The organism is Chthonobacter albigriseus (genome assembly GCF_013839445.1).
Classification (GTDB): Bacteria; Pseudomonadota; Alphaproteobacteria; order Rhizobiales; family Pleomorphomonadaceae; genus Chthonobacter; species Chthonobacter albigriseus.
Genome location: NZ_JACDIT010000001.1, coordinates 806151 through 829429, shown reverse-complemented (window position 1 = coordinate 829429; position 23279 = coordinate 806151). Strand labels below are relative to the sequence as shown.

General features: G+C 67.1%; 19 protein-coding genes. 11 read left to right on the top strand and 8 right to left on the bottom strand.

What is annotated here, in order from left to right; all coding sequences use genetic code 11:
* The first annotated feature begins 139 nt into the window (after window positions 1-139).
* The 5 genes from urtA to urtE all read left to right on the top strand — a co-directional run bounded on the left by urtA (window position 140) and on the right by urtE (window position 5804).
* Window positions 140-1369 carry an urea ABC transporter substrate-binding protein gene (gene urtA, locus HZ321_RS03715; protein WP_244635661.1) on the top strand — a complete coding sequence of 410 codons (1230 nt, stop codon included), beginning with the start codon at window positions 140-142 and terminating at the stop codon, window positions 1367-1369.
* A 149-nt stretch (window positions 1370-1518) separates the two neighbouring features.
* A complete protein-coding gene (urtB, locus tag HZ321_RS03710) occupies window positions 1519-3138 on the top strand; it encodes an urea ABC transporter permease subunit UrtB (protein ID WP_181700339.1) in 1620 nt (539 codons plus the stop codon).
* Entirely contained in the window at window positions 3135-4271 is a 1137-nt protein-coding gene (gene urtC / locus HZ321_RS03705) for an urea ABC transporter permease subunit UrtC (protein ID WP_181700337.1), read from the top strand. The genes urtB and urtC overlap by 4 nt, the downstream gene beginning before the upstream one ends.
* Before the next feature lie 15 nt (window positions 4272-4286).
* Window positions 4287-5039 (top strand): urea ABC transporter ATP-binding protein UrtD, encoded by a 753-nt coding sequence (gene urtD / locus HZ321_RS03700; RefSeq protein ID WP_181700335.1) that lies wholly within the window; start codon window positions 4287-4289, stop codon window positions 5037-5039.
* A gap of 69 nt (window positions 5040-5108) precedes the next feature.
* Complete coding sequence (gene urtE / locus HZ321_RS03695) at window positions 5109-5804, top strand: urea ABC transporter ATP-binding subunit UrtE (protein ID WP_181700333.1); 696 nt, start codon at window positions 5109-5111, stop codon at window positions 5802-5804.
* A 3-nt stretch (window positions 5805-5807) separates the two neighbouring features.
* Here the strand turns inward: urtE and hrpB are convergent, their stop codons facing one another.
* On the bottom strand, window positions 5808-8273 hold the full coding sequence (hrpB, locus tag HZ321_RS03690; protein ID WP_181700331.1) for an ATP-dependent helicase HrpB: 2466 nt from the start codon (window positions 8271-8273) through the stop codon (window positions 5808-5810).
* 60 nt (window positions 8274-8333) lie between these two features.
* Window positions 8334-9140, bottom strand: coding sequence for a tetratricopeptide repeat protein (locus HZ321_RS03685; RefSeq protein WP_181700329.1), 807 nt, complete (start codon window positions 9138-9140; stop codon window positions 8334-8336).
* Window positions 9141-9364: 224 nt separating this feature from the next.
* Here HZ321_RS03685 and HZ321_RS03680 point away from each other — a divergent pair, with 224 nt between their 5' ends.
* The 5 genes from HZ321_RS03680 (at window position 9365) to HZ321_RS03660 (ending at window position 14918) form a co-directional block, all read left to right on the top strand.
* Window positions 9365-10282: a LysR substrate-binding domain-containing protein gene (locus HZ321_RS03680; protein ID WP_181700327.1), complete on the top strand. Its 918-nt coding sequence runs from the start codon at window positions 9365-9367 to the stop codon at window positions 10280-10282.
* A 235-nt stretch (window positions 10283-10517) separates the two neighbouring features.
* Window positions 10518-11546 carry an amino acid ABC transporter substrate-binding protein gene (locus HZ321_RS03675; RefSeq protein ID WP_181700325.1) on the top strand — a complete coding sequence of 343 codons (1029 nt, stop codon included), beginning with the start codon at window positions 10518-10520 and terminating at the stop codon, window positions 11544-11546.
* A gap of 147 nt (window positions 11547-11693) precedes the next feature.
* On the top strand, window positions 11694-12899 hold the full coding sequence (locus HZ321_RS03670) for an amino acid ABC transporter permease (protein WP_181700324.1): 1206 nt from the start codon (window positions 11694-11696) through the stop codon (window positions 12897-12899).
* A gap of 10 nt (window positions 12900-12909) precedes the next feature.
* Window positions 12910-14073 carry an amino acid ABC transporter permease gene (locus HZ321_RS03665; protein ID WP_181700322.1) on the top strand — a complete coding sequence of 388 codons (1164 nt, stop codon included), beginning with the start codon at window positions 12910-12912 and terminating at the stop codon, window positions 14071-14073.
* 98 nt (window positions 14074-14171) lie between these two features.
* Entirely contained in the window at window positions 14172-14918 is a 747-nt protein-coding gene (locus HZ321_RS03660) for an amino acid ABC transporter ATP-binding protein (RefSeq protein ID WP_244635660.1), read from the top strand.
* 54 nt (window positions 14919-14972) lie between these two features.
* Here HZ321_RS03660 and HZ321_RS03655 read toward each other — a convergent pair whose 3' ends face one another.
* From HZ321_RS03655 to HZ321_RS03630, 6 genes are all read right to left on the bottom strand, one after another.
* A complete protein-coding gene (locus HZ321_RS03655; RefSeq protein ID WP_425305381.1) occupies window positions 14973-16355 on the bottom strand; it encodes a leucyl aminopeptidase family protein in 1383 nt (460 codons plus the stop codon).
* A 150-nt stretch (window positions 16356-16505) separates the two neighbouring features.
* A complete protein-coding gene (locus HZ321_RS03650; protein ID WP_181700317.1) occupies window positions 16506-18659 on the bottom strand; it encodes an OmpA family protein in 2154 nt (717 codons plus the stop codon).
* A 218-nt stretch (window positions 18660-18877) separates the two neighbouring features.
* Window positions 18878-19990, bottom strand: coding sequence for an agmatine deiminase (aguA, locus tag HZ321_RS03645; protein ID WP_181700315.1), 1113 nt, complete (start codon window positions 19988-19990; stop codon window positions 18878-18880).
* A 26-nt stretch (window positions 19991-20016) separates the two neighbouring features.
* On the bottom strand, window positions 20017-20910 hold the full coding sequence (gene aguB, locus HZ321_RS03640) for an N-carbamoylputrescine amidase (RefSeq protein WP_181700313.1): 894 nt from the start codon (window positions 20908-20910) through the stop codon (window positions 20017-20019).
* Between the two features lie 73 nt (window positions 20911-20983).
* The gene (locus HZ321_RS03635; RefSeq protein WP_194303949.1) at window positions 20984-21463 is read right to left on the bottom strand and encodes a heme-degrading domain-containing protein; all 480 of its coding nucleotides are present in this window, start codon (window positions 21461-21463) and stop codon (window positions 20984-20986) included.
* Window positions 21464-21564: 101 nt separating this feature from the next.
* Complete coding sequence (locus HZ321_RS03630) at window positions 21565-22665, bottom strand: saccharopine dehydrogenase family protein (protein ID WP_181700311.1); 1101 nt, start codon at window positions 22663-22665, stop codon at window positions 21565-21567.
* Between the two features lie 121 nt (window positions 22666-22786).
* Here HZ321_RS03630 and HZ321_RS03625 point away from each other — a divergent pair, with 121 nt between their 5' ends.
* Window positions 22787-23218 (top strand): Lrp/AsnC family transcriptional regulator, encoded by a 432-nt coding sequence (locus tag HZ321_RS03625; RefSeq protein ID WP_181700309.1) that lies wholly within the window; start codon window positions 22787-22789, stop codon window positions 23216-23218.
* Window positions 23219-23279 lie beyond the last annotated feature (61 nt).

The following is a 23279-nucleotide window of genomic DNA, read 5'->3' as shown; positions in this document are numbered from 1 at the left end:
AGCGGCGGAAGGCTGCCGGCCGTCCGCGCACGGAAAAAGCAACAGGGGGATCTCGATGTTGATTGCTGCAACTCCTTCACAGACCGCCAAGCGGTCGTCTCTCGTGGCCAAGGGCCTGTTCGGCGCCCTCGCTCTCTCCATGCTGTCGGGCACCGCGCTCGCCCAGGAGGAGACCATCAAGGTCGGCGTGCTCCATTCTCTGTCGGGCACGATGGCCATCTCCGAGACCACGCTGAAGGACACGATCCTCTATCTCATCGACGAGCAGAACAAGAAGGGCGGCGTCCTCGGCAAGAAGCTCGAAGCGGTCGTCGTGGACCCCGCGTCCGATTGGCCGCTGTTCGCGGAAAAGGCTCGTGAACTGGTCGAGAAGGAGAAGGTCTCCGTCGTGTTCGGCTGCTGGACCTCGGTCAGCCGCAAGTCCGTCCTGCCGGTGTTCAAGGAGCTCAACTCGATCCTCTTCTATCCCGTGCAGTACGAGGGTGAGGAATCCGAGCGCAACGTCTTCTACACCGGCGCCGCCCCGAACCAGCAGGCCATCCCGGCCGTCGACTACCTCGCCGCCGAGGAAGGCGTCGAGCGCTGGGTGCTCGCCGGCACGGACTACGTCTATCCGCGCACGACCAACAAGATCCTCGAGGCCTACCTCAAGGCCAAGGGCGTCGCTGCCGAAGACATCATGATCAACTACACGCCGTTTGGTCACTCCGACTGGCAGTCGATCGTCGCCGACATCAAGAAGTTCGGCTCGGCCGGCAAGAAGACCGCCGTGGTCTCCACCATCAACGGCGACGCCAACGTGCCCTTCTACAAGGAACTCGGCAACCAGGGCATCAAGGCCGAAGACATCCCCGTCGTCGCCTTCTCCGTGGGTGAGGAAGAGCTCGCCGGCCTCGACACCGGCCCGCTGGTCGGCCACCTCGCTGCCTGGAACTACTTCCAGTCGGTCGATGCGCCGGTCAACGCCTCGTTCATCGAAGGCTGGAAGGCCTACACGAAGAACGACAAGCGCGTCACCAACGACCCGATGGAAGCCCACTACATCGGCTTCAACATGTGGGTGAAGGCGGTCGAGGCGGCCGGCACCACCGACACCGACCCGGTGATCGACAGCCTGATCGGCGTCTCCGTGCCGAACCTCTCGGGCGGGTACTCGGCGATGATGCCGAACCACCACATCACCAAGCCGGTGCTGATCGGCGAGATCCAGGGTGACGGCCAGTTCGAGATCGTCTCGCAGACGCCGGGCCTCGTGGTCGGCGACGAGTGGTCGGACTTCCTCGACGGTTCCAAGGACCTGATCTCCGATTGGCGCAAGCCGATGAACTGCGGCAACTTCAACGTCGTCACCGGAAAGTGCGGCGGCTGATGGCTCCCCGCCGGCAACGGCCCGCGTCTGGCGGGCCGCTTGCATGGCGCTGCTGAAGCAAGGGGACCGGGCGGGTCGCACCTGCCCGGTCCCATCGCCATCCGCCCGGTCTGCGGCGGGTGCATCGAGCGAGCCGGGGTTTCCTGACCATGCGTTTCCTGTCGATCCTGATCGCCGCCCTCTGGCTGGCCCTGTCGACGGCCGTTTCGCCTGCCGCAGCAGCGGTCGCCGACGAGGATCTGAAGCGCCTCGTCGACGCGCTCGGCGTCGGCGGCTTCAGCGAGGCCGAAGCCGCCATCAACGCTCTTGTCGCCACCGGGGACGACCGGGTCTCGGCCATCCTGGATCGCTTCGGCGAGGGTGACCTCTACACCCGCAAGGCCGACAAGTCGGTGTTCATCGCCGAGAAGGCCGGCAGCGATTTCAAGCTCCTCGATCCGGTCACCGGCGCCGAGGCCGGCGTCGTCTCCAAGGGCGAGATCGAGAAGATCAAGGTCAACAACCGCATCCGCCGCGCCATCGCGGCCGCGGTCGGCTCCCTCACGCTGCGCAGCCCGGACGCCGCGATCCGCCGGTCCGCCGCCGAGGCGGTGATGAAGTCCAAGGATGCCGCCGCCATTCCGGCCCTGGATGCTGCGATCGAGGCCGAGACCGATCCGGCCATCAAGCAGATCATGGTCGCCGCCCGCGCTGCCGCCGTCCTGGAATCCGACCTGCCGGAAGCCGACAAGATCGCCGCGGTGGAGATGATCGGGGGCCTCGGCACGCGCGACGCGATGTCCATGCTGGCCGCCTACACCGCCGTGGAAGGCCCCGTCGGCGAGGCTGCGGCCTCCGCCGCCCGCACCATCGAAAGCAGCCTGCTCGTCTGGGACGCCGCCCAGAACGTCTGGTACGGCCTGTCGCTCGGCTCCGTGCTTCTCCTCGCCGCCATCGGTCTCGCCATCACCTTCGGCGTCATGGGCGTCATCAACATGGCGCATGGCGAGATGGTGATGATCGGCGCCTACACCACCTTCGCCGTCCAGGAGATCATCCGCACCAGCGCGCCGGGCCTGTTCGACTACTCCCTGCTGATCGCACTGCCGCTCGCCTTCATCGTCGCCGGCGGCATCGGCATCCTGATCGAGCGCTCGGTCATCCGCTGGCTCTACGGCCGCCCGCTGGAAACGCTTCTGGCCACCTGGGGCGTTTCGCTGGTCCTCCAGCAGACCGTCCGCTCGATCTTCGGCGCGCAGAACAAGGAGGTCGGCAACCCCTCTTGGATGTCCGGCTCCTTCACGATCGGCGAGCTCTCCATCACCTGGTCGCGCCTCTGGATCATCGTTTTCGCCATGGTCGTCTTCGCCGGCCTTCTGGCCGTCCTGAAGCGCACCTACTTCGGCCTGCAGACCCGCGCGGTGACGCAGAACCGCCAGATGGCGAGCGCCATGGGCATCCGCACCCCCTGGGTCGACGCTTTCACCTTCGGCCTCGGCTCGGGCATCGCCGGCATCGCCGGCGTCGCCCTCAGCCAGATCGACAACGTATCGCCCAACCTCGGCCAGGGTTACATCATCGACAGCTTCATGGTCGTGGTCTTCGGCGGGGTGGGCAATCTCTGGGGCACTTTCGTCGGCGCCATGACGCTCGGCGTCGCCAACAAGTTCCTGGAGCCCTACGCCGGCGCGGTGCTCGGCAAGATCCTGCTCCTCGTCTTCATCATCCTCTTCATCCAGAAGCGTCCGCGCGGCCTGTTCGCGCTGAAGGGCAGGGCGATCGAAGCATGATCACGGGCTTCCTCCTCAACGGCTTCGACACGCGCGCCCGCGTCGTCTTCGCCCTTCTGATCGCCATCGCGATCCTGGTGCCGGCCGCCAACCTCCTGCTGCCGCCCGACCACCCGCTTCACGTGCCGACCTACATGGTCACGCTGATGGGCAAGTACTTCGCCTACGCGATGCTCGCCCTCTCCGTCGACCTCGTCTGGGGCTACTGCGGCATCCTCTCGCTCGGTCACGGCGCCTTCTTCGCCCTCGGCGGCTACGCGATGGGCATGTACCTGATGCGCCAGATCGGTACCCGCGGCGTCTATGCCGATCCGATCCTGCCCGACTTCATGGTCTTCCTGAACTGGAAGGAACTGCCCTGGTTCTGGTACGGCTTCGACCAGTTCTGGTTCGCCGCCCTGATGATCGTCCTCGTCCCGGGCACGCTCGCCTTCGTCTTCGGCTGGTTCGCCTTCCGTAGCCGCGTCACCGGCGTCTACCTTTCGATCATCACCCAGGCGCTCACCTATGCCCTGTTGCTCGCCTTCTTCCGCAACGACATGGGCTTCGGCGGCAACAACGGCCTGACCGACTTCAAGGACATCCTCGGCTACAACATCCAGGCCGACGGCACCCGCGCCACGCTCTTCGCCCTCACCGTGCTCGCCGTGGCCATCGCTTTCGCCCTGGCTTCGGCCGTCACCCGGTCCAAGCTCGGCAAGGTGCTGGTCGGCGTTCGCGACGCGGAGAGCCGCACTCGCTTCCTCGGCTACCGCGTGGAGAACTACAAGCTCTTCGTCTGGACCCTCTCCGCCGTGATGGCCGGCATCGCCGGGGCCCTCTACGTTCCGCAGATCGGCATCATCAACCCCTCCGAGTTCGATCCGGCCAACTCGATCGAGGCGGTGATCTGGGTGGCGGTGGGCGGCCGCGGCACGCTGGTCGGTGCCATCGTCGGAGCCATCACCGTCAACTTCGGCAAGACCTGGTTTACCGGCGCGCTGCCCGAACTCTGGCTGTTCGCCCTCGGCGGCCTCTTCATCTTCGTCACGCTGTTCCTGCCCAAGGGCATCGTGGGCACGGTCCAGGCCTGGTGGGCGGGCAAACGCGCCTCAGCGCCGGCCGCCACCCTGAAGCCCGAACCCGCGGAATAAGCGAGGAGAACGCTCATGACCGACAAGGCCGAAGGCACGCTCCTCTACCTCGACGGGGTCAACAAGACCTTCGACGGCTTCCGCGCCATCAACAACCTGTCGCTGGTGCTCGCGCCGGGCGAGATGCGGGCCATCATCGGCCCCAACGGCGCCGGCAAGACCACGATGATGGACATCATCACCGGCAAGACCAAGCCCGACACCGGCGACGTGCTGTTCGAGGGCTCCACCGACCTCACGCGCCTCGACGAGGCGAAGATCGCCAACCTCGGCATCGGCCGCAAGTTCCAGAAGCCCACCGTCTTCGAGAGCCACACGGTGGAGGACAACATCGCCCTCGCCCTCAAGGCCCGCCGCGGCCCCTGGGCGACGCTGTTCCATCGCACCGGGAAGGCCGAGCAGGACCGCATCGACGAACTCCTCACCACCACGCGGCTGATCGACAAGCGCCGTTTCCTGGCCGCCCGCCTCTCGCACGGCCAGAAGCAGTGGCTGGAGATCGGCATGCTGCTCGCCCAGGAGCCGCGCCTCCTCCTCGTCGACGAACCCGCTGCGGGCATGACCGACGCGGAGACCGCCGAGACCGCCATCCTCCTCAAGGAGATCGCCAGGACGCAGTCGGTCGTCGTCGTCGAGCACGACATGACCTTCGTCCGCGACCTCGGCGTGAAGGTCACGGTGCTGCACGAAGGATCGGTGCTGGCGGAAGGAACGCTGGATGCCGTTTCCAGCAACCCGAAGGTGGTGGAAGTCTATCTCGGACGGTGACGATGCCAGCGGCTCCGACCATGGCGGTCGCGAGCCGGTTTCTCGGACGACGGAAGCGGGACGGAACCGATGCTGAACGTTGAAGCGGTCGATCTGCACTACGGCGCGGCCCAGGCGCTGCGCGGCGTGTCGCTGGTCGCAGAGCCCGGCAAGGTCACCTGCGTGATGGGGCGCAACGGCGTCGGCAAGACCAGCCTGATGCGCGCCATCGTCGGCCTGCAATCGATCTCCGGCGGCCGCATCGAGTGGGAGGGAGCGGACGTCTCCCGCCTGACCCCGCACGATCGCGCCCGCAAGGGTATCGCCATCGTTCCCCAGGGACGCGAGATCTTCCCGCTGCTCTCCGTCGAGGAGAACCTCAGGACCGGCTTCGCTCCGCTGAAGCGCGCGGATCGCTCGATCCCGGACACGGTTTTCGAGCTGTTCCCCGTGCTCAAGGACATGCTGAAGCGCCGCGGCGGCGACCTCTCCGGCGGCCAGCAGCAGCAGCTCGCCATCGGCCGCGCCCTGGTCACCCGTCCGCGCCTCCTGGTGCTGGACGAACCCACGGAGGGAATCCAGCCCTCCATCATCAAGGATATCGGCCGCGCCATCACCTTCCTGCGCGACCAGGGCACCATGGCCATCGTCCTCGTCGAGCAGTACTTCGACTTCGCCAAGGATCTCGCCGACCGCTTCGCCGTCATGGACCGCGGCGAGGTCATCATGGCCGGCACCCGTGAGACTATGGACGAGGACGAGGTCCGCGGAAAGATCACCGTCTGACGGTCACGTCCCCCGCGGCTTGGCGCGCCGGGTCGCTTCCGCATTCGCTGGATCCTCCGGCCAGGGATGCCGCGGGTAGCGGCCCTTGAGGTCCTTGGCGACGTCCTTCCACGAGCCGCGCCAGAAACCGGGCAGGTCCTTCGTCGTCTGGATCGGACGATGCGCCGGCGAGGTCAGCACCAGTGTCAGCGGCACCCGACCGCCGGCGATCGAAGGGTGCGTCGTCAGCCCGAACAGTTCCTGCACGCGGATCTCCACCGCCGGCCCGCCCTCCGCCCCGTAGTCGATCGGCACGCGCGAGCCGGTCGGCGCCTCGAAATGCGAGGGCAGCAGCCTGTCCATCTCCTGCCGCCGGGCGTAGGGCAGCATCCGGTCGAGCGCCACGCCAAGCAGCGCGGCATCGAGATCGGCCAGCCGTGTCGCGCCCTCCGCGACGGGCGCCAGCCATTCCTCCAGGGTTTCCGCGAGGGCGGCGTCGGACAGGTCGGGCCAGGGCTCGCCGATGGTGCGGTGGAGGAACCCCGCCCTTTCCCGGGTCGCCTTCTGATCCTTCGACCAGGCCAGACGGTCGATGCCCGTCAACCGGACGCCCTCCAGGAGGGCCGCCGTGGTCCGCCGTCCCGCCGGTGGCGCGATCGGCTCCTCGGCCAGTACCAGGGCATCCAGCCGCCGGACCCTGCGCGCCCGCACCGCGCCGGACGGCTTGTCGAAACCCACCGTGATTTCATCCACGATGTGCCCGCCGAGAAGATCCTCGATCGTGTCGCGATCGATCGCGGCGGCGAGCCGGATGCGCGCCTTCTCCGCCGTCCCGGTGAGATCCGCCACCACCAGGGTGGGCTCGCGGGCGAGCGCATCGTGCTCCTCCAGGCTCCCGCCCCGTCCGTTGGCAAGACGGAACGCCCCGCGCGCACCGCGCGCCTGCGCGATCCGGTCCGGATAGGCGCGCGCCAGGTGCCGGCCGGCACGCTCCAGGTCCCCGGGTTCGCTCCGCCCGCCACGCACGACGGATACCCAGCGATCGACCATCCGCCGCGCGTCGTCCGCCCGCCGCCCCCGGTCGCTCCGGAACCGCCGCACCCGCTCCGCGACGTCGGTCGCCTCGCCGCCGAGCCCGGGCTCTGTGAGGACCGCCGCAATGTCCGCAGCGACACGGGCGTCCCCCTCGCGCCCCGCTTCCACGATCATGTGCGCCAGCCGCGGATGCAGCGGCACGCGGTTCAACGCCTTGCCGGCGGCGGTCAGCTGACCCGCAGGATCGAGCGCGTCGAGGCGCTGCAGCAGGCGCACCGCCTCGTCCCAGGCAGGCTTCGGCGGCGGGTCCAGAAACGCCAGACCACCGGGATCCCGGACGCCCCAGGCCGCGAGGTCGAGCACCAGCGAGGCAAGATCCGCCTCCAGGATCTCCGGCCGGTTGTAGGGTTCAAGGGCCGCGGTTTGTCCTTCCGCCCACAGGCGGATGCAGACGCCCGGTTCCGTGCGTCCCGCGCGGCCGCGGCGCTGGTCGGCCGCCGCCCGCGAAACGCGCTGGGTTTCCAGGCGCGTCAGCCCGGTCGACGGCTCGTAGCGCGGCACACGCGCCAGGCCCCCGTCCACCACGATGCGGACGCCCTCGATCGTCAGCGACGTCTCGGCGATCGAAGTCGCGAGCACCACCTTCCGCTCGCCCGGAAGCGCCGGCCGGATCGCCCTGTCCTGCTCGGCCGGCGGAAGCGCGCCATAGAGCGGCGCGACCGCGACGCCGGCCGGAACCCGGCCGCCAAGGCGTTCCGCCACCCGCAGGATCTCGCCCTGGCCAGGCAGGAAGACGAGGGCCGAACCGGCGTCCGTCCGAAGCGCCTCCAACACGACGCTCGCCACCTGGTCCTCAAAGCGGATCAGCGGATCCCGCGCCATATGTCGGGTCTCGACCGGGTAGGCACGCCCCTCGCTGGTGATCACCGGCGCGTCGTCCAACAGGCGTGCCACGCGCGCGCCGTCGATCGTCGCCGACATCACGATCACCCGGAGGTCGTCCCGCAGCGCCCCCATGCTGTCGAGCGTCAGCGCGAGTCCGAGGTCGCCGTCCAGACTGCGTTCGTGGAACTCGTCGAACAGCACGGCCGCAACGCCGTCCAGGCCCGGATCGTCGACGATCATCCGGGTGAAGACGCCCTCTGTCAGCACCTCGATCCGCGTTCCGGCCGAGACGCGGCTGTCCATCCGCACGCGATAGCCGACCTGTTCCCCGACCGCTTCGCCGAGCGTCTCCGCCATTCGGGCGGCGGCCGCGCGCGCCGCGATTCGGCGAGGTTCCACCAGTAGGATGCGGCCGTCGCCGCGCCAGGGCTGGTCGAGCAGGGCAAGCGGAACGCGCGTCGTCTTGCCGGCCCCGGGCGGCGCGACGAGCACGGCCGCGCCGCGCTGAGACAGCGTCGCGATCAGCCCGGGCAGGGCATCGTCGATGGGAAGGGTGGGGGAGAAACGCATTGTTCCGCGTTGTGCCCCCGGAATGGGATCCGGATCAAGCGGCCTTCGGGTCAGGTCCTGTCAGCCGCTCTTCTTCTCCGAATCCTTGATCTGGTTCCAGGTGTTGGCCTGGGCGAGCATGCTCTTCAGATAAGCGACGTTGGCCGCGGCCTGCTTGGGATCGAGTTCGGAAGCCGCGACCTGCTCGGCTTCCTTGAACTTGCCCTGCAAACCAAGCACGAGGGCAAGGTTCTGGCGGATCCGGCTGGTGGCGCTCGGCGCTTGGGCCGCTCCGCGCAGGATCTTCTCGGATTCGTCGAGTTCGCCGACGAGCAGGTGGCTGAGCGCCAGATTGTTGAGGATCGTCGGCTCGCCCGGAGCGATCGTCAGCCCCTGCTTGTAGGCGGCTCGCGCCTCCGCGGTTTTTCCCATCTGGTCCAGGATGGCGCCCTCGGCCGAATAGAGCTTCCAGTCTGGCCGGTCCGGGCGCTGGGCGTCGCGGATCACGCGCAGCGCGGTATCGAAATCGCCGCTCGCGGCCAGCGCTTTCCCGTAGGCCGCGGCAATCTCTTCGTCCTTGGGGAAGGTGATGACACCCTTGCGCAGCACGGCCACGGCCTGGTCCGGCTGACCGTTCAGCCGAAGCGCCGCGGCGAAGTTGAGGATGGTGGCCTTGTCCTTGGGGTTCTCGTCGTAGCGCTGGCCCCAGATCTCGGTCGCCTGCCGAATTTCGTCGCTGGAAAGATTGGTCGAGCCCGTGACGGTGACGCCGCCATGGGTGGCGACCGGTGTGCTGCAGGCCGCGACCGAGATGGCGATCGCCAGCGGGGCGGCGAGCCTCAGGAGCAGGCGGGAGACGGCGAACTGGCGAACCGGAGACGAAACCATGGATGGGTCCCGAGGCAATGAATGGGAAGCTGAACCGTTGGTGAAATTCGTAGTCCGTTAACCCTAACGAGCCGTTAACGGCCGTGCTCGTCGGCCGACAGGTGCCGTTGCGGTAGCCTTGACCGACCGCGACCCGCGACAAAAAGCGCTCGACAAAGCGTGGGGCCGGATCCACAAAACCGTCACGCAGGCGGGTTCGGCAGGCCCACGAAGGGAGAGCGATCTTGGAGATCAAGTGGCTGGAGGACTTCGTCAGCCTCGCCAACTCGCGCAGCTTCTCGAAATCCGCGATCGAGCGCCACGTCACGCAGTCCGCCTTCAGCCGCCGCATCCAGCAACTGGAGCAGTGGCTTGGCGTTCCCCTCGTCGACCGGTCGACCTATCCGACCACCCTGACGGCAGAGGGACGCCGTTTCCGTGAGACCGCGGAAGAGGTGCTGCGCCTCCTCTATGTGGAGCGCTCGCAACTGCGCTCCGGCCGGCTGCAGACCCAGGGCGCCATCACCTTCTCCACGCTCCACACTCTGTCGATCAGCTTCTTCCCGGGCTGGCTGAAAGCGATCGAGGAGGGTTTCGGCCCCATCAACGTGCGGCTGATCACCGACAACTTCCATGATTCTATTCGCGTCTTCGCCGAGGGCGATTGCGACTTCCTGCTGACTTACGAGCACGGCCGCGTCCCCGTGCTGCTCGATCCCGAGCGTTTCCCCCACCTGGATCTCGGGGAGGACCGTTTGATACCGGTGTCGGCGCCGACCGACGATGGCCGCGCCCGCTTCATGCTGCCGGGATCGGAGGAGAAGCCGGTTCCGATGCTGGCCTATTCGCCCGAAACCTTCCTCGGGAAGCTGAACGGGATCGTCATCGCGGAGCGGGGCGAAGGGCTGCATCTCGCCAACATCTACGAGAACCCGATGGCCGAGGCGCTGAAGGTGATGGCGATCACCGGTCGCGGCGTCGCGTGGTTGCCGGAGAGCAGCGTGCGCATGGAGGTAGCCGCCGGCAGCCTTGTGGTGGTCGATCCCAATGCCTCGGTGGAGATGCGCATTCGCATCTATCGGTCTATGGACAAGGTTCGCCCGGTCGTCGAGCGGCTTTGGCGTTTCCTGAAGGATCGGGCCGCCGTTCCCGCGCTGGCGTGACCGCAACCTTTTCCACGACACCCCGCGATTTTCTGCTTTCCATCTGAGCAAGCCTCCTCTTTAATCAGGCTTCAGGAGAAGCCGTTTCGATCGGGAACAGTCCCGCTCCAGCCGGGGCTGATCGATTTTCGGAATTCCGGATCCATATTTGGAATTGGATGTGAACGGACCGGCGTATTATCCAAAACGGCCCCTCGAGGGCCAAAGCAAAACCAACCGGCAGGGAAATCACTCGATGGTTCATCGGAACTGGAAGACCGCCGCTCTCGGAGCGGCCATGATCGTCACCTCGGTTGCAGGCGCGTCCGCCGCGACCCTCGACGATGTGAAGGCGAAGGGCTTCGTCCAGTGCGGCGTCAACGCCGCCGGCCTGCAGGGCTTCGCCTCGCCGGACGACAAGGGTGAATGGAGCGGTTTCGACGTCGACATCTGCCGCGCCGTCGCCGCCGCGGTCTTCGCCGACCCGACCAAGGTCAAGTTCACCCCGCTCACCGCCAAGGAGCGCTTCACCGCGCTGCAGTCGGGCGAGATCGATCTCCTGGCCCGCAACTCCACCTGGACCATGTCGCGCGACACCCAGCTCGGCATCGTCTTCACGGGCGTCAACTACTATGACGGCCAGGGCTTCATGGCCAAGAAGTCGCTTGGCGTCTCCTCCGCCAAGGAGCTCAGCGGCGCTTCCATCTGCGTGCAGTCCGGCACGACGACCGAGCTGAACCTGGCCGACTGGTTCCGCGCCAACAACCTGCAGTTCAACCCGGTCGTGTTCGAGAAGCAGGAAGAGGCGGACGCTGCTTATGACTCCGGCCGCTGCGACGCCTACACCACCGACGCCTCGGGCCTCTACTCCATCCGCCTGAAGCTCGCCAACCCGGACGAGCACGTGGTTCTGCCGGAGATCATCTCCAAGGAGCCGCTCGGCCCCGCAGTCCGTCAGGGTGACGATCAGTGGGCCCTGATCGTCAAGTGGGCGCTCTTCGCCATGGTCAATGCCGAGGAACTCGGTGTGACCCAGGCCAACGTCGATGAGCTGAAGGCCAGCTCGGCCAACCCGGAGGTCAAGCGCCTCCTCGGTCTCGACGGCGACTTCGGCAAGTCTATCGGCCTTGCGCCGGAATGGGCGGCCAACGTCATCAAGGCCGTCGGCAACTACGGCGAGAGCTTCGAGCGCAACGTCGGCCAGGGCTCGCCCCTGAAAATCGCCCGCGGCCTCAACGACCTCTGGTCTAAGGGCGGCATCCAGTACGCCCCGCCGATCCGCTGAGCCGAGAACCATCGGACGGGGCGCCCCTCTGGCGCCCCGTTTGCTGCAGGTGCAGAGCCAAGCGAGGCTCCCTGCCGCCGGGATGCATACAGCGATGACCGTGCGCCCGTTCGTCCCCTGAGGGGCGGCGATCGATGAGGATCAGCCATGACGCTCCGTGACACCGCTCCGTCCCCACTCCCGGTCCGCAGATCCTCGGGCGGATCGATGCTCTACGATCCGACGATCCGCGGCATCGTCTTTCAGATCCTCATCGTGCTGGCGCTGGTCCTGTTCGGATGGTGGATCGTCCACAACACGATCGTGAACTTGCGCGCCGCCAACATCGCGTCCGGCTTCGACTTCCTGCAGACGCGCGCCGGCTACGACATCGCCCAGAAGCCGATCGAATACTCCATCGACGACACCCACGGCGACGCGTTCGTGATCGGCCTTCTGAACACGCTGATCGTCGCAGCACTCGGCATCGTCTTCGCGACGATTCTCGGATTCATCATCGGCATCGCGCGTCTTTCCCCGAACTGGCTGCTGTCCAAGGTCGCCGCGGTCTATGTGGAGACCTTCCGCAACATCCCGCTGCTGCTCCAGCTGCTGTTCTGGTACAAGGCCGTCCTCTCCGTCCTCCCCGGCCCGCGCCAGGGGCTGGTCCTGCCGCTCGGGTCGAACCTGTCCAACCGCGGCCTGATCATCCCCCGCCCGATTGCCGGCGAAAGCTTCGACGTCGTCCTGTGGGCCCTGCTGGCCGGCATCGTCGCCGCCTACGGCATCCACCGCTGGGCGCGCGCACGGCAGATGGCCACCGGCCAGATCTTTCCCTCCGGCATCGTCGGCCTGGCGGTAATCGTGGTCGTCACCCTGGTAGCCTATGCGGCGACCGGTGGTCCGCTGACCCTGGAGTATCCGGAGCTGAAGGGCTTCAACTTCGTCGGCGGGCTCGTTCTCAAGCCGGAATTCATGGCGCTCCTGCTCGGCCTGACGATCTACACCGCCGCCTTCATCGCCGAAGTCGTCCGCGCCGGCATCCTGGCCATCTCCTGGGGCCAGTCCGAGGCCGCCTACGCCCTCGGTCTGCGGCCGGGCCGCACCATGCGGCTGGTGATCGTGCCGCAGGCCATGCGGGTGATCATTCCCCCGCTGACCAGCCAGTACCTCAACCTGACCAAGAACTCCTCGCTGGCCGTCGCCGTCGGCTACCCCGACCTCGTCGCCGTGTTCGCAGGCTCGACGCTCAACATCACCGGCCGCGCCGTCGAGGTGATCTTCATCACCATGTCGGTCTACCTGATCATCAGCCTGATCACGGCGGCCTTCATGAACTGGTTCAATTCGCGCGTCGCGCTGATCGAACGCTGAGGAGAGATCGATGACCGACGTTGCATCTCCCGGCCCTGATCCCCGCTCCGCCATCTACGTCCGCGGCACCTTTGTCCCGCCGGCCCCGCCGCCGGGCTCCATCGTCGGGCCGCTCGGCTGGTCGCGGCGCCACCTGTTCTCCTCGCCGGCCAACATCGCCGTCACCATCTTCACGATCCTGCTGCTCGCCTGGGCCGTGCCTCCGATGCTCGACTGGCTGATCTTCAATGCCGTCTGGACCGGTGAGAACCGCGAGGCCTGCCTCGCCCCGGAGGGCGGAAAGGTCGGCGCCTGCTGGGCTTTCATCCAGGCCAAGTTCGGCCAGATCCTCTACGGCCGCTATCCGCTTGACCAGCGCTGGCGCGTCGATCTCGTCGCCGTGCTCTTCGTCGCCGGTCTGGTGCCGCTGGCCATCCCTCGGGTGCCCTTCAAGCGCCAGAACGCCGTGCTGATGCTGACGGCCTTTCCGGTCGCCGCCTACTTCCTCCTCTACGGCGGCCTCGGCCTTCCCGTGGTGGAGACGGCGCTCTGGGGCGGCCTCCTGGTCACCCTGGTGGTGGCGGTCACCGGCATCGTGGCGTCGCTGCCCCTCGGCATTCTCCTCGCGCTCGGACGGCGGTCGAAGCTGCCGATCGTCAAGCTGGTCTCGGTGGTGTTCATCGAGTTCTGGCGCGGCGTCCCGCTGATCACGGTGCTGTTCATGGCCTCCGTGATGCTGCCCCTGTTCCTGCCCAGCGGGGTGAACTTCGACAAGCTGCTGCGCGCCCTCATCGGCGTCGCGCTCTTCTCCGCCGCCTACATGGCCGAAACGATCCGCGGCGGACTCCAGGCGATCCCCAAGGGTCAGTATGAGGCGGCCGCGGCCATGGGGCTCGGTTACTGGCAGTCGATGCGCCTGATCATCCTTCCGCAGGCCTTGAAGATCGTCATCCCCGGCATCGTCAACTCGTTCATCAGCCTCTTCAAGGACACGTCCCTGGTGCTGATCATCGGGCTCTTCGATGTACTCGGCATCATCCAGTTGAACTTCAGCGATGCGAACTGGTCGGCCCCCAACGTCCCGGCAACCGGCTTCATCTTCGCCGCACTCGTCTTCTGGATCTTCTGCTTCGGAATGTCCCGCTACTCCCAGTACATGGAGCGGCGGCTTGACACCGGCCACAGTCGGCACTGATCTGACCGATACGCATAACGACCGAAAAGAAAACCGCAGGGGTAAGCACAATGTCCAGCACCAGCGCCGCCGCGGACGCGTCCGCCGATCGGGTCCAGATGAGCGTCGGCAAGGAGGTTGCCGTCGAACTCGTTGGCGTGAACAAGTGGTACGGGGAGTTCCACGTCCTCCGTGACATCAACCTCACGGTTCGCCGCGGCGAGCGCATCGTGGTGTGCGGCCCCTCCGGATCGGGCAAGTCCACCATGATCCGCTGCATCAACCGGCTGGAGGAGCACCAGAAGGGCAAGATCGTCGTCGACGGCATCGAACTCACGAACGACCTCAAGCGCATTGACGAGGTCCGCCGTGAAGTCGGAATGGTGTTCCAGCACTTCAACCTGTTCCCGCACCTCACCATCCTGGAGAACTGCACGCTCGCCCCGATCTGGGTCCGCAAGATGCCCAAGAAGGAAGCCGATCAGCTCGCCATGCACTACCTGGAGCGGGTCAAGATCCCGGAGCAGGCCAACAAGTACCCCGGCCAGCTCTCCGGCGGACAGCAGCAGCGCGTGGCGATCGCCCGTTCGCTCTGCATGCGGCCCAAGGTGATGTTGTTCGACGAGCCCACCTCCGCCCTCGATCCGGAGATGGTCAAGGAAGTGCTGGAGGTCATGATCGGTCTCGCCGAGAGCGGCATGACCATGATCTGCGTCACCCACGAAATGGGCTTCGCGCGGCAGGTCGCCAACCGGGTCATCTTCATGGACCAGGGCCAGATCGTCGAGCAGAACGAGCCGAACGCCTTCTTCAACAACCCGCAGCACGAGCGGACCAAGCTCTTCCTCAGCCAGATCCTGCACTGAGCGGATTACGGAGGACCGGAAAGGGCGCTCCCGGCAAGGGGCGCCCTTCTTCGTTCAGCCGTAACGCTTCTCCAGAAGCGCGAACAGCGAACGGATCACCTGCGCTTCCCCACCTTCCGGCTGTCCCGGCTTGGCCGAGGGCACCCATCCGAAGATGTCGGCATGGAGCCAGGAGGCGGCCTTCTCCACGAAGCGGCCAAGGAACAGCGCCGCCGTGATCGATCCCGCCATGCCCCCCGTCGTGACGTGGTTCACGTCCGCGACCTTTGAACTCAGCATCGAGTCGTAGGCCGGCCAGAGCGGGAGCCGCCAACTCGGGTCGTTGACCTCCATCGCCGCCACGGCAAGATCGTCGGCCAGCCGATCGTCGTGGGTGTAGATCGGCGGCAGATCCGGCCCGAGCGCCACGCGCGCCGCGCCGGTCAGCGTCGCCATGTCGACGAGCAGCGCCGGCGCTTCCTCGTCCGCGAGCGCCAGTGCGTCGGCCAGGATCAGCCGCCCCTCCGCATCCGTGTTGCCGATCTCCACCGTTAGCCCTTTCCGGCTGCGGAACACGTCGCCCGGCCGGAAAGCGCGACCGGAGATGGCGTTCTCCACGATCGGCACGATCACGCGCAGGCGGACGCGCAGGCCCGCCTCCATGATCATCTGGGCCAGCCCGAGCACGTTCGCCGCACCGCCCATGTCCTTCTTCATCAGCAGCATGGAATTGTCGGGCTTGATGTTGAGGCCGCCCGTGTCGAACACCACACCCTTGCCCACCAGGGTCACCTTCTCGTGGTTCTCGTCGCCCCAGGTGAAATCCACCAGACGCGGAAGCCTGTCGCTGGCAGCCCCCACCGCGTAGACCAGGGGGAAGTTCGCCGACAGGAGGTCCTCACCGATGATTTCGCGGACCTGTGCCCCATGGCGCTCGCCGAGGCTCTTGGCGGCTGCCGCGAGTTCCTCCGTGCCGAGGTCGTTCGCGGGCGTGTTGATGAGGTCCCGCGTGGCGAACACGGCCCGCACCGTGCGCTCCAAGGCGGTGGCGTCGATGCTAGATGGCAGCACCAGCCGCGGCATGTTCGGGCGCGGCTTCACATAACGCTCGAACCGGTAGCTGCCGAGCGCGAAGGCGAGCACCGAGAGGTCCAGATCGCCCTCGAAGGTGACGAGCCGGTAGGTTGCGGGCGGCAGCGCTGTTGCCAGATGTCCCACGAGGAACGGCGAGCGTGCTCTACTGCTCGTCTTTCCCAGGCCGAACAGCACCGACCCCAGCCGTCCGTCGGCACCCGGGACGATGACGTGACTGCCGGCTGACGCCTTGAACCCGTTGGCCTCCACCCAGGCCCGGGAGCCTTCCGGAAGCGCGGCCGCCGTTGCTGCGAGGCTCTCCTCCGACACGACGTGGATGGGGACGGACTCATCCGCCGTGTCGGCGGCGATCAGGAACGGCAGCAAGATTCGTGGCTCCGGCGCTTCGTTTCGAGGCCCGCGATCATGGCCGTCCGCATTGGTGGTGTCCACAGTCCACCCGAGCCGCGAGCCGGGCCATGCAAAGGGGCCGCCGCGGTGGTCCGCGGCGGCCCTTGTTACCCGACTGGAAGGTCAGCGCTGGCCGGTCTCGATGAGATCGGTGATCCGCCGCACCGTCACCCGGCGGTTCTCGCGCTCGGCATTCTCGGTCTTCACCTTGAGATCCTGCTCGCCGTAGCCCTTGGTCGTCAGGTTCTCCGCAGGCACCTTGTAGAACGAGGTCAGCAGCGTCGCGACCTCCTCCGCACGACGATCCGACAGCGACAGGTTGTCGATGTCCGATCCCACCGCATCTGTATGCCCCTCGATCAGGAACACCTCGTTCGGGTTCTTCGCGAGCACGTCGAGAAGCGCGTCGGCGATCGTCTCCAGCGATTCGATCTGCGTCTCGGCCACCGTCCAGGAGCCGGTGTCGAAGGTGATCGTGTTGAGGTCCACCCGGCGGACGCGGTTGAGCAGGGCAGGGGTGTTCACCACCTGGTCCAGCGAGTAGCGGCGCGGCGGCGCCTGCACCGGCGGCGCCATGAACGTCTCGTAGATCTCACCGGGATCGGCGTCGTCGACATCCACGATGTACTCGTCCTGCGGAATGGTGATCCGCGGCGGCGGCACGTCGCGCACGATGTACTCGAACTCGTCGCGCGGACCGCGGCGATCGCCATAGAGCTCGCGGTTGTCGAACAGGATGAAGTCGTCGCCATCCCGGGTCCGGCGGACGCGGCGCACCACATGACCGTCGTCATCGAGAACGGTGATGACCCGCGTCCCGTTCGGCCGCACCACGATCGTCTGGGTGTAGCCGTTGTCGAGCCGCTCCTCCCGGACGTCCTCGGAACCGAAGCGCAGCCGGTTGATCTCGTTGTATCGAATGACCGTCCGGCCATCCTCCTCGATGATGCGGCGGCCGCCCGGCTCGATGATCACGATCTGGCCGGCCTCGTTCCGCCGCTCCTCCCGGTCGCGCCGAATGTCGGAGAGCCGGAAGTCCGTGTCGCGCTGCTCCAGCAGCCGCAGCTGGCGCTCGCGGTCGGCGAGGTCGGCTTCCCGGTTGCGCAGCCGCTCCTCGCGAAGCTGCTCCCGCTCCCGGGCATCCAGTTCCTGAAGCCGGAGGTCGAGCTCCTGCTGGCGCAGGTCCGTTCCGGTCTGCTGGCCGGCGGCACCGTCCGGGGCGGGCGCTTCCACGGCGGGCGGCTGGGCCGCGGGGGTCTGTTGGTCCGGAGCCGTCGTGGCTGGCGCCTCCGTGGCGGGAGCCGTCTGGCCTTCCGGAGTGGCCGGAGCATCCGCTGCGGGAGCATCCGCGCCGGGCGCCGGCTGCTCAGGCGTAGGAGCCTCCGGCGTGGTTGTCTCCGGGGTGGCCTGAGGCGCGCTTTCGCCTGCCGCGGGCGCTTCGGTGGCGGGCGGAACGGGTTCTTCGGGCGAGGGCGTTTCGCCGCCGGCCGGCGCTTCCGTTCCAGGCGCGGGTTCGGCCGCTTCGCCGTTCTGCTCCAGGGCGCGTCTCCGCCGCAGTTCTTCGCGGAGGTCATCACGGCGCTGCTGCTCGTCCGCCTCCGTCACCGGCTGAGCCGGGGTCTCGGCTGCAGGCGGTTCCGTGGAAGGAGCCGTTTCGGCTGCGGACGCTTCCGGCTCTGCCGCAGGCGCTTCGGGTGCCGGCGCGGGTTCCTCGGCCGCAGGTGCTTCCGGTTCGGCCGCAGGCTCTTCGGCGGCGGGCGCTTCAGGCTCGGGAGCGGGCTCGATCACTTCAGGCACAGCCTCGGGCGCACGCTCTTCAACGGCCGGCGGTTCGGCAGTCGGCGCAGGCTCCTCGACGGCAGGCTCTTCCGCAGTGGGCGCCGGTTCCTCGAGAGGTGCGGGTTCCGGGGCTGGCTCCTCGACAGGCGGTGGCGCCTCGGGCTCGGGCGCGGGCTCCTCGACCGGTGGCGGGGCCTCCTCGACCGGTGGCGGGGCCTCCTCGACCGGCGGCGGAGCTTCCTCAACCGGCGGCGGAGCTTCCTCGACCGGCGCTTCGACAGGCGGAGGCACCTCCTCGGGGGGCGCCTCAGCCGGAGCCTGCTCTCCGCCTTCCTGCTGTTGCTGCTGCTGTTGCTGCTGCCTCAGGAGCAGGAGCTCTTCCTCGCTCTGGGCCAGCACCATAGGCTCCGGCGCTGCGGCCATGGCTGCGCCGATGTCGGCGAGGATCAGCGCCGGGATGAACACTCCGGCCAGGAGTTGTGATTTCTTCTTCGCCATGGGGGTCGACTTCCTTCCCGTCTGCGGTCTGTCTGTCGAACGGCAGCCCGGCGGCTCTGGTTCCGCTCAAGGGCCGGCGCCCGTTGCCGATCGTCAGATTGACCGATAAGAACGACCGCAACACGACCGCACGGAGGCTGAAAACAGCTGGATTGAGGCAAGCCCGCCACGATGGCAGGCCCATCGTGGCGAAGCTGAACTAAGCCTGAACCGGCCGTTCAGAGAGGCTGCTGCTGCGTGATGCAGTGGATGTTGCCGCCGCCGAGCAGGATCTCGCGCGTCGCCACACCGACCACCTTTCTGTCCGGGAACACCCGGCGAAGGATGGTGAGCGCGTCTTCATCCGTCCGCGGATCGAGCCGCGGCGCCACGATGCCGCCATTGGCGATGTAGAAGTTGACGTAGGATCCCGCCATGCGGTGACCCGCGCGCCGTTCCATGCCGGCGTCGATCGCGGAGCCATGGGCAAGCACGGCGTCGACGCCGTCCGCCTCTTCAGCGCTCACGGTCAGCGGCCCGGGTGTCGGCAGCTTGACGATCTCCAGCGCCCGTCCTTTCGCGTCTCTGGCGGCCGACAACCGTTCGAATGCCTCGATCGAGATCGCATGTTGCGGATCCGCCGGATCGTCGCACCACGACAGGAGCACCACGCCCGGACGCGCGAAGCAGGCGATGTTGTCCACGTGCCCGTTCGTCTCGTCGTTGTGGATCCCGCGGCCGAGCCAGATGACGGCCGAGACACCGAGGTAGGCCTTCAGGTGCTCCTCGATCTCGATGCGGGTCAGTCCGGGGTTGCGGTTGGGGTTGAGGAGACACTCCTCCGTGGTCAGCACGGTCCCTTCGCCGTCCACGTGGATCGATCCGCCCTCCAGCACGAACGGCGCCCGGTAGCGGTCCACCCGCTCGATTTCCGCGATCTTCATCGCGAGGCGGTCGTCCTCATCCCAGGGGAAATAAAGCCCGCCTTCGAGCCCGCCCCAGGCGTTGAAGGTCCAGTCCACCGCCCGCACCCGCCCGCGCTCGTCTTGAACGAAGGTCGGCCCCGTGTCGCGGCACCAGGCGTCGTTCGTGGAGGCCTCCACCACCCGGATGCGCGGCGTGAGCCGCGCCCGCGCGTTCTCGAACTGCCGGCCCGAGACGATCATCGTCACCGGCTCGAAGTCCGCGATCGCCTCCGCCACGGCGGTGAACGCCGCCTGCGCCGGCTTGGCGCCCAGTCGCCAGTTGTCCGGTCGCTCCGGCCAGATCATCCAGCAGCCCGCGTGCGGCGCCCATTCGGCCGGCATGGCGAAGCCGTCGGCGGCCGGCGTTGAGGTCAGGTGGTCGGCCATGGTCGTTGTCGTGCCCCGTCCGTGAGTCAGCGCACCGTCGCCCGGTGCGGAGTGCGGCCGTCCAGCGTATTGATGGCGCCATAGAGTTCCGGCCGCCGATCGCGGAATACGCCCCAGGACCGCCGTTGATGCGCCACCGCGTCGAGATCGAAGGTCGCGGTCACCACGCCCTCGCTCACCCGGTCCATTTCCGCCACCTTGTCCCCGGTCGGATCGGCGATGAAGGACGAGCCGTAGAAGGTGATCTCCGTCCCGTTCCGCCCCGCCTCGGTTCCGATCCGGTTGCTGGCCACCAGCGGCATCAGATTGGCGCCCGCATGGCCCTGCATCACCCTTTGCCAGTGGGCGGCGCTGTCGAGCGTCTTGTCCTGAGGCTCCGATCCGATCGCGGTCGGATAGAACAGCACCTCCGCGCCGAGGAGAGCGAGGCTGCGTGCCGTCTCGGGGAACCACTGGTCCCAGCAGATCCCGATGCCGATCTCCGCGAACCGGGTCGTGAAGGTGCGGAACCCGGTGTCGCCCGGCGAGAAGTAGAACTTCTCAGTGTAGCCCGGCCCGTCCGGGATGTGGCTCTTGCGGTAGTTGCCGAGCACGCTGCCGTCCGCATCGATCACGGCGAGCGAATTGTAGTAGGCCTGACCGGCCCGCTCGAAATAGGACAGCGGCAGCACGACGCCGAGCTCGCGGGCGAGTCCAGAAAACCGCTCGATCAGGGGATTCCCTTCGAACGGCTTGGCGATCGAGAAGAACGCGTGGATCTGGTCCTGGCAGAAGTAGGGCGTCTCGAACAGCTCCTGGATCAGGACGATGTCCGCGCCCCGGCCCTTGGCCTGCCGCACCAGGGCTTCCGCCCGGGCGATGTTGCCCTGGATATCCCAGTCGCAGGCCATCTGCGTGGCGGCGAGGGTCACGTTGCGCATGGAGTCCGGTCCCAGGCTGGTCGGTTGTACACGGACGTAGGCAGCGTCCGTGGCGGATGCGAGACGACGCGCATCAGCGGTCGAATCGCTCCTTCAGGAAACGTTCGAGCACCTCGACCACCAGCTTGTGGTCCTCCTCCTGCGGAAGCCCCGACACCGTCACCGTGCCGACGAGGCCGGTTCCTTCCACGATGATCGGGAAACACCCGCCATGCGGTGCGAAGGCGGTGGGATCGACAAGGTAGGTCTCGTGGAACGGAACGCCCTTCGCCGCCGCCTTGCGGCCCATGTAGAAGGACGAATGCCCGAAGCGCATCACCAGCGCCACCTTGCGGGCGACCCAGTGGTCGTTGTCCGCCACGGTGCCGGGCAGGGCCATGTGGAAGATCTGCTGGCCGGCGCGCGTCACGTCGACGGTGACCGGCAGCGCCTTCGCCCGTGCCTCCGCCACCACGGCCAGACCCAGGTCGATCGCCGTATCGTTGTCGAAGCGCGGGAAGGTGAGGCGCCGCTCCTGGTCCAGGAGTTCGGCAAGAAGATCGTCGTTGGCCAAGATGTTTCCATCCCTGTCGTTGAACGGGGAGGGATTATAGGCCAGCCGGCCGGGCGAGGGGAGGGGCCATCGGTACGCCGAGCGCCGACGGCCCCGTTCCGTCAGGCGGCGTGCGCTGCCGCCTCGTTCATCGCATAGACCTTGCCGAACCGGTTGGCGAGGAAGCCGGCGAGCGAAACCTCCTCTTGCCGCACCAGGCCGTGCGTCGGGATGGCGCCATCGGCCAGCATGTCCAGCACGCCGCAGATACCGGCGGCGGTGGTCACCTGGATGGCGGAATGCATCACCCCGTTGATCGGCTGCGAGTAGACCTTGTGCGCGTAGGTGTCCTGCACGAACCGGCCGTTGCGGCTGCCGCTCACCGTCACGAACACGATCACCACGTCCTGCATCGTGGTCGGCACCGCCTGTTCCAGGATGTCCTTCAGCACCTCGCGCCGGTCGCGCAGGCGCAGGTCGTTGAGCAGCGCCTTCATGATGGCGGCGTGTCCGGGATAGCGGATGGTCTTGTAGTTGAGGGTGCGCACCTTGCCTGCCCAGGTCTCGCACAGCGTGCCGAGCCCGCCGGAGGTGTTGAACGCCTCGTAGGCCACGCCGTCGAGCGAGAACTCCTCACGCTCCTCCAGCGGCTGCACTTCGCGCATCTCGCCGTTGACGATCGCCTCGCACGGCTCGCAATACTCGTTGATCACGCCGTCCGTCGACCAGGTCAGATTGTAGTTCAGCGCGTTGGAGGGATACTGCGGCAGCGCGCCGACCCGCAGGCGCACGCTGTCCACCGTGTCGAAGCGGTTCACCAGATCGTTGGCGACGATCGAAATGAACCCCGGCGCCAGCCCGCACTGCGGTATGAACGCGGTCTTGGAATTCTCGGCGAGTTGTTTCACGCGGCGCGTCGTCGCCACGTCTTCGGTGAGGTCGAGATAGTTGGCGCCCGCCGCCTTCGCGGCCTCCGCCACCCGGATCGTCAGGTTGTAGGGCGCCGCGGAAAGCACCGCGAACTTGCCCGAGATCAGCCGGGTCAGCCCCGAACTGTCCTCGATGTCGAGCGCCACCCGGGCCACGTCGCCCGGCGCATCCATGCGATCGAGCTGCGCCTGCGAACGGTCGACCACGGAAACCCGGTAGTCGCCGCTGCCAACCAGCATCCCGGCGATGGTGGACCCGATCTTGCCGGCTCCAATGACAACGACATCGCGCATCTTGTTTCCTCCTCAACGTGGCTGAAGGTCAAGGATGCTGCCCTACCATGTCAGATTGCAAGCCGAGAACAGACGAAATTGCGTGCCATATTCGTCAGATTGCGCTATTCATCTGATCAACATGCACATCGATGACCTCGACAGAACCCTGCTCGCCCTCCTCCGGGAGAATGCCCGCCTGTCCGTGGTGGATCTTGCAAGGCGGCTCGATCTCTCTCGTACGACGGTGGCTCACCGGCTGGGGCGGCTCGAGGCTGCCAAAGTCATCACCGGCTACACCGTCCGGGTGGCCGAAGCGATGGAGACTGGGCTCGTCCGTGCGCATATCACGATCGCCTTGCATCCGAAGGCAGCGCCGGCCGTCGAGGCCGCCCTGCGCCGAATTCCGGAAGTCCGGCAGCTTCACTCGGTCTCCGGCCCCTTCGACCTGATCGCGGTGGTCGCGGCGCCCTCCATCCGCGAGCTCGACGGGCTGATCGACCGGATCGGCGCCCTCGACGGCGTCGAGCGGACAACCTCGTCGATCGTGTTGTCGACTCGCATAGACCGGTAGCTGACAGGCTGCGGCTTTCGTTTCTCTTTCGTTGACTTTCGGTTTCAGCGGAAGGACAGTG

Bases quoted from the DNA above. Each gene is read 5' to 3' on its own strand.
- urtE (WP_181700333.1), top strand. From the start codon at position 5,109: ATGCTGAACGTTGAAGCGGTCGATCTGCACTACGGCGCGGCCCAGGCG.
- HZ321_RS03685 (WP_181700329.1), bottom strand. From the start codon at position 9,140: ATGGTTTCGTCTCCGGTTCGCCAGTTCGCCGTCTCCCGCCTGCTCCTG.
- HZ321_RS03630 (WP_181700311.1), bottom strand. From the start codon at position 22,665: ATGCGCGATGTCGTTGTCATTGGAGCCGGCAAGATCGGGTCCACCATC.
- HZ321_RS03650 (WP_181700317.1), bottom strand. From the start codon at position 18,659: ATGGCGAAGAAGAAATCACAACTCCTGGCCGGAGTGTTCATCCCGGCG.
- urtB (WP_181700339.1), top strand. From the start codon at position 1,519: ATGCGTTTCCTGTCGATCCTGATCGCCGCCCTCTGGCTGGCCCTGTCG.
- urtC (WP_181700337.1), top strand. From the start codon at position 3,135: ATGATCACGGGCTTCCTCCTCAACGGCTTCGACACGCGCGCCCGCGTC.
- HZ321_RS03675 (WP_181700325.1), top strand. From the start codon at position 10,518: ATGGTTCATCGGAACTGGAAGACCGCCGCTCTCGGAGCGGCCATGATC.
- aguB (WP_181700313.1), bottom strand. From the start codon at position 20,910: ATGCGCAACGTGACCCTCGCCGCCACGCAGATGGCCTGCGACTGGGAT.
- HZ321_RS03660 (WP_244635660.1), top strand. From the start codon at position 14,172: ATGAGCGTCGGCAAGGAGGTTGCCGTCGAACTCGTTGGCGTGAACAAG.
- HZ321_RS03625 (WP_181700309.1), top strand. From the start codon at position 22,787: ATGCACATCGATGACCTCGACAGAACCCTGCTCGCCCTCCTCCGGGAG.
- urtD (WP_181700335.1), top strand. From the start codon at position 4,287: ATGACCGACAAGGCCGAAGGCACGCTCCTCTACCTCGACGGGGTCAAC.
- HZ321_RS03665 (WP_181700322.1), top strand. From the start codon at position 12,910: ATGACCGACGTTGCATCTCCCGGCCCTGATCCCCGCTCCGCCATCTAC.
- urtA (WP_244635661.1), top strand. From the start codon at position 140: ATGCTGTCGGGCACCGCGCTCGCCCAGGAGGAGACCATCAAGGTCGGC.
- HZ321_RS03670 (WP_181700324.1), top strand. From the start codon at position 11,694: ATGACGCTCCGTGACACCGCTCCGTCCCCACTCCCGGTCCGCAGATCC.
- aguA (WP_181700315.1), bottom strand. From the start codon at position 19,990: ATGGCCGACCACCTGACCTCAACGCCGGCCGCCGACGGCTTCGCCATG.
- hrpB (WP_181700331.1), bottom strand. From the start codon at position 8,273: ATGCGTTTCTCCCCCACCCTTCCCATCGACGATGCCCTGCCCGGGCTG.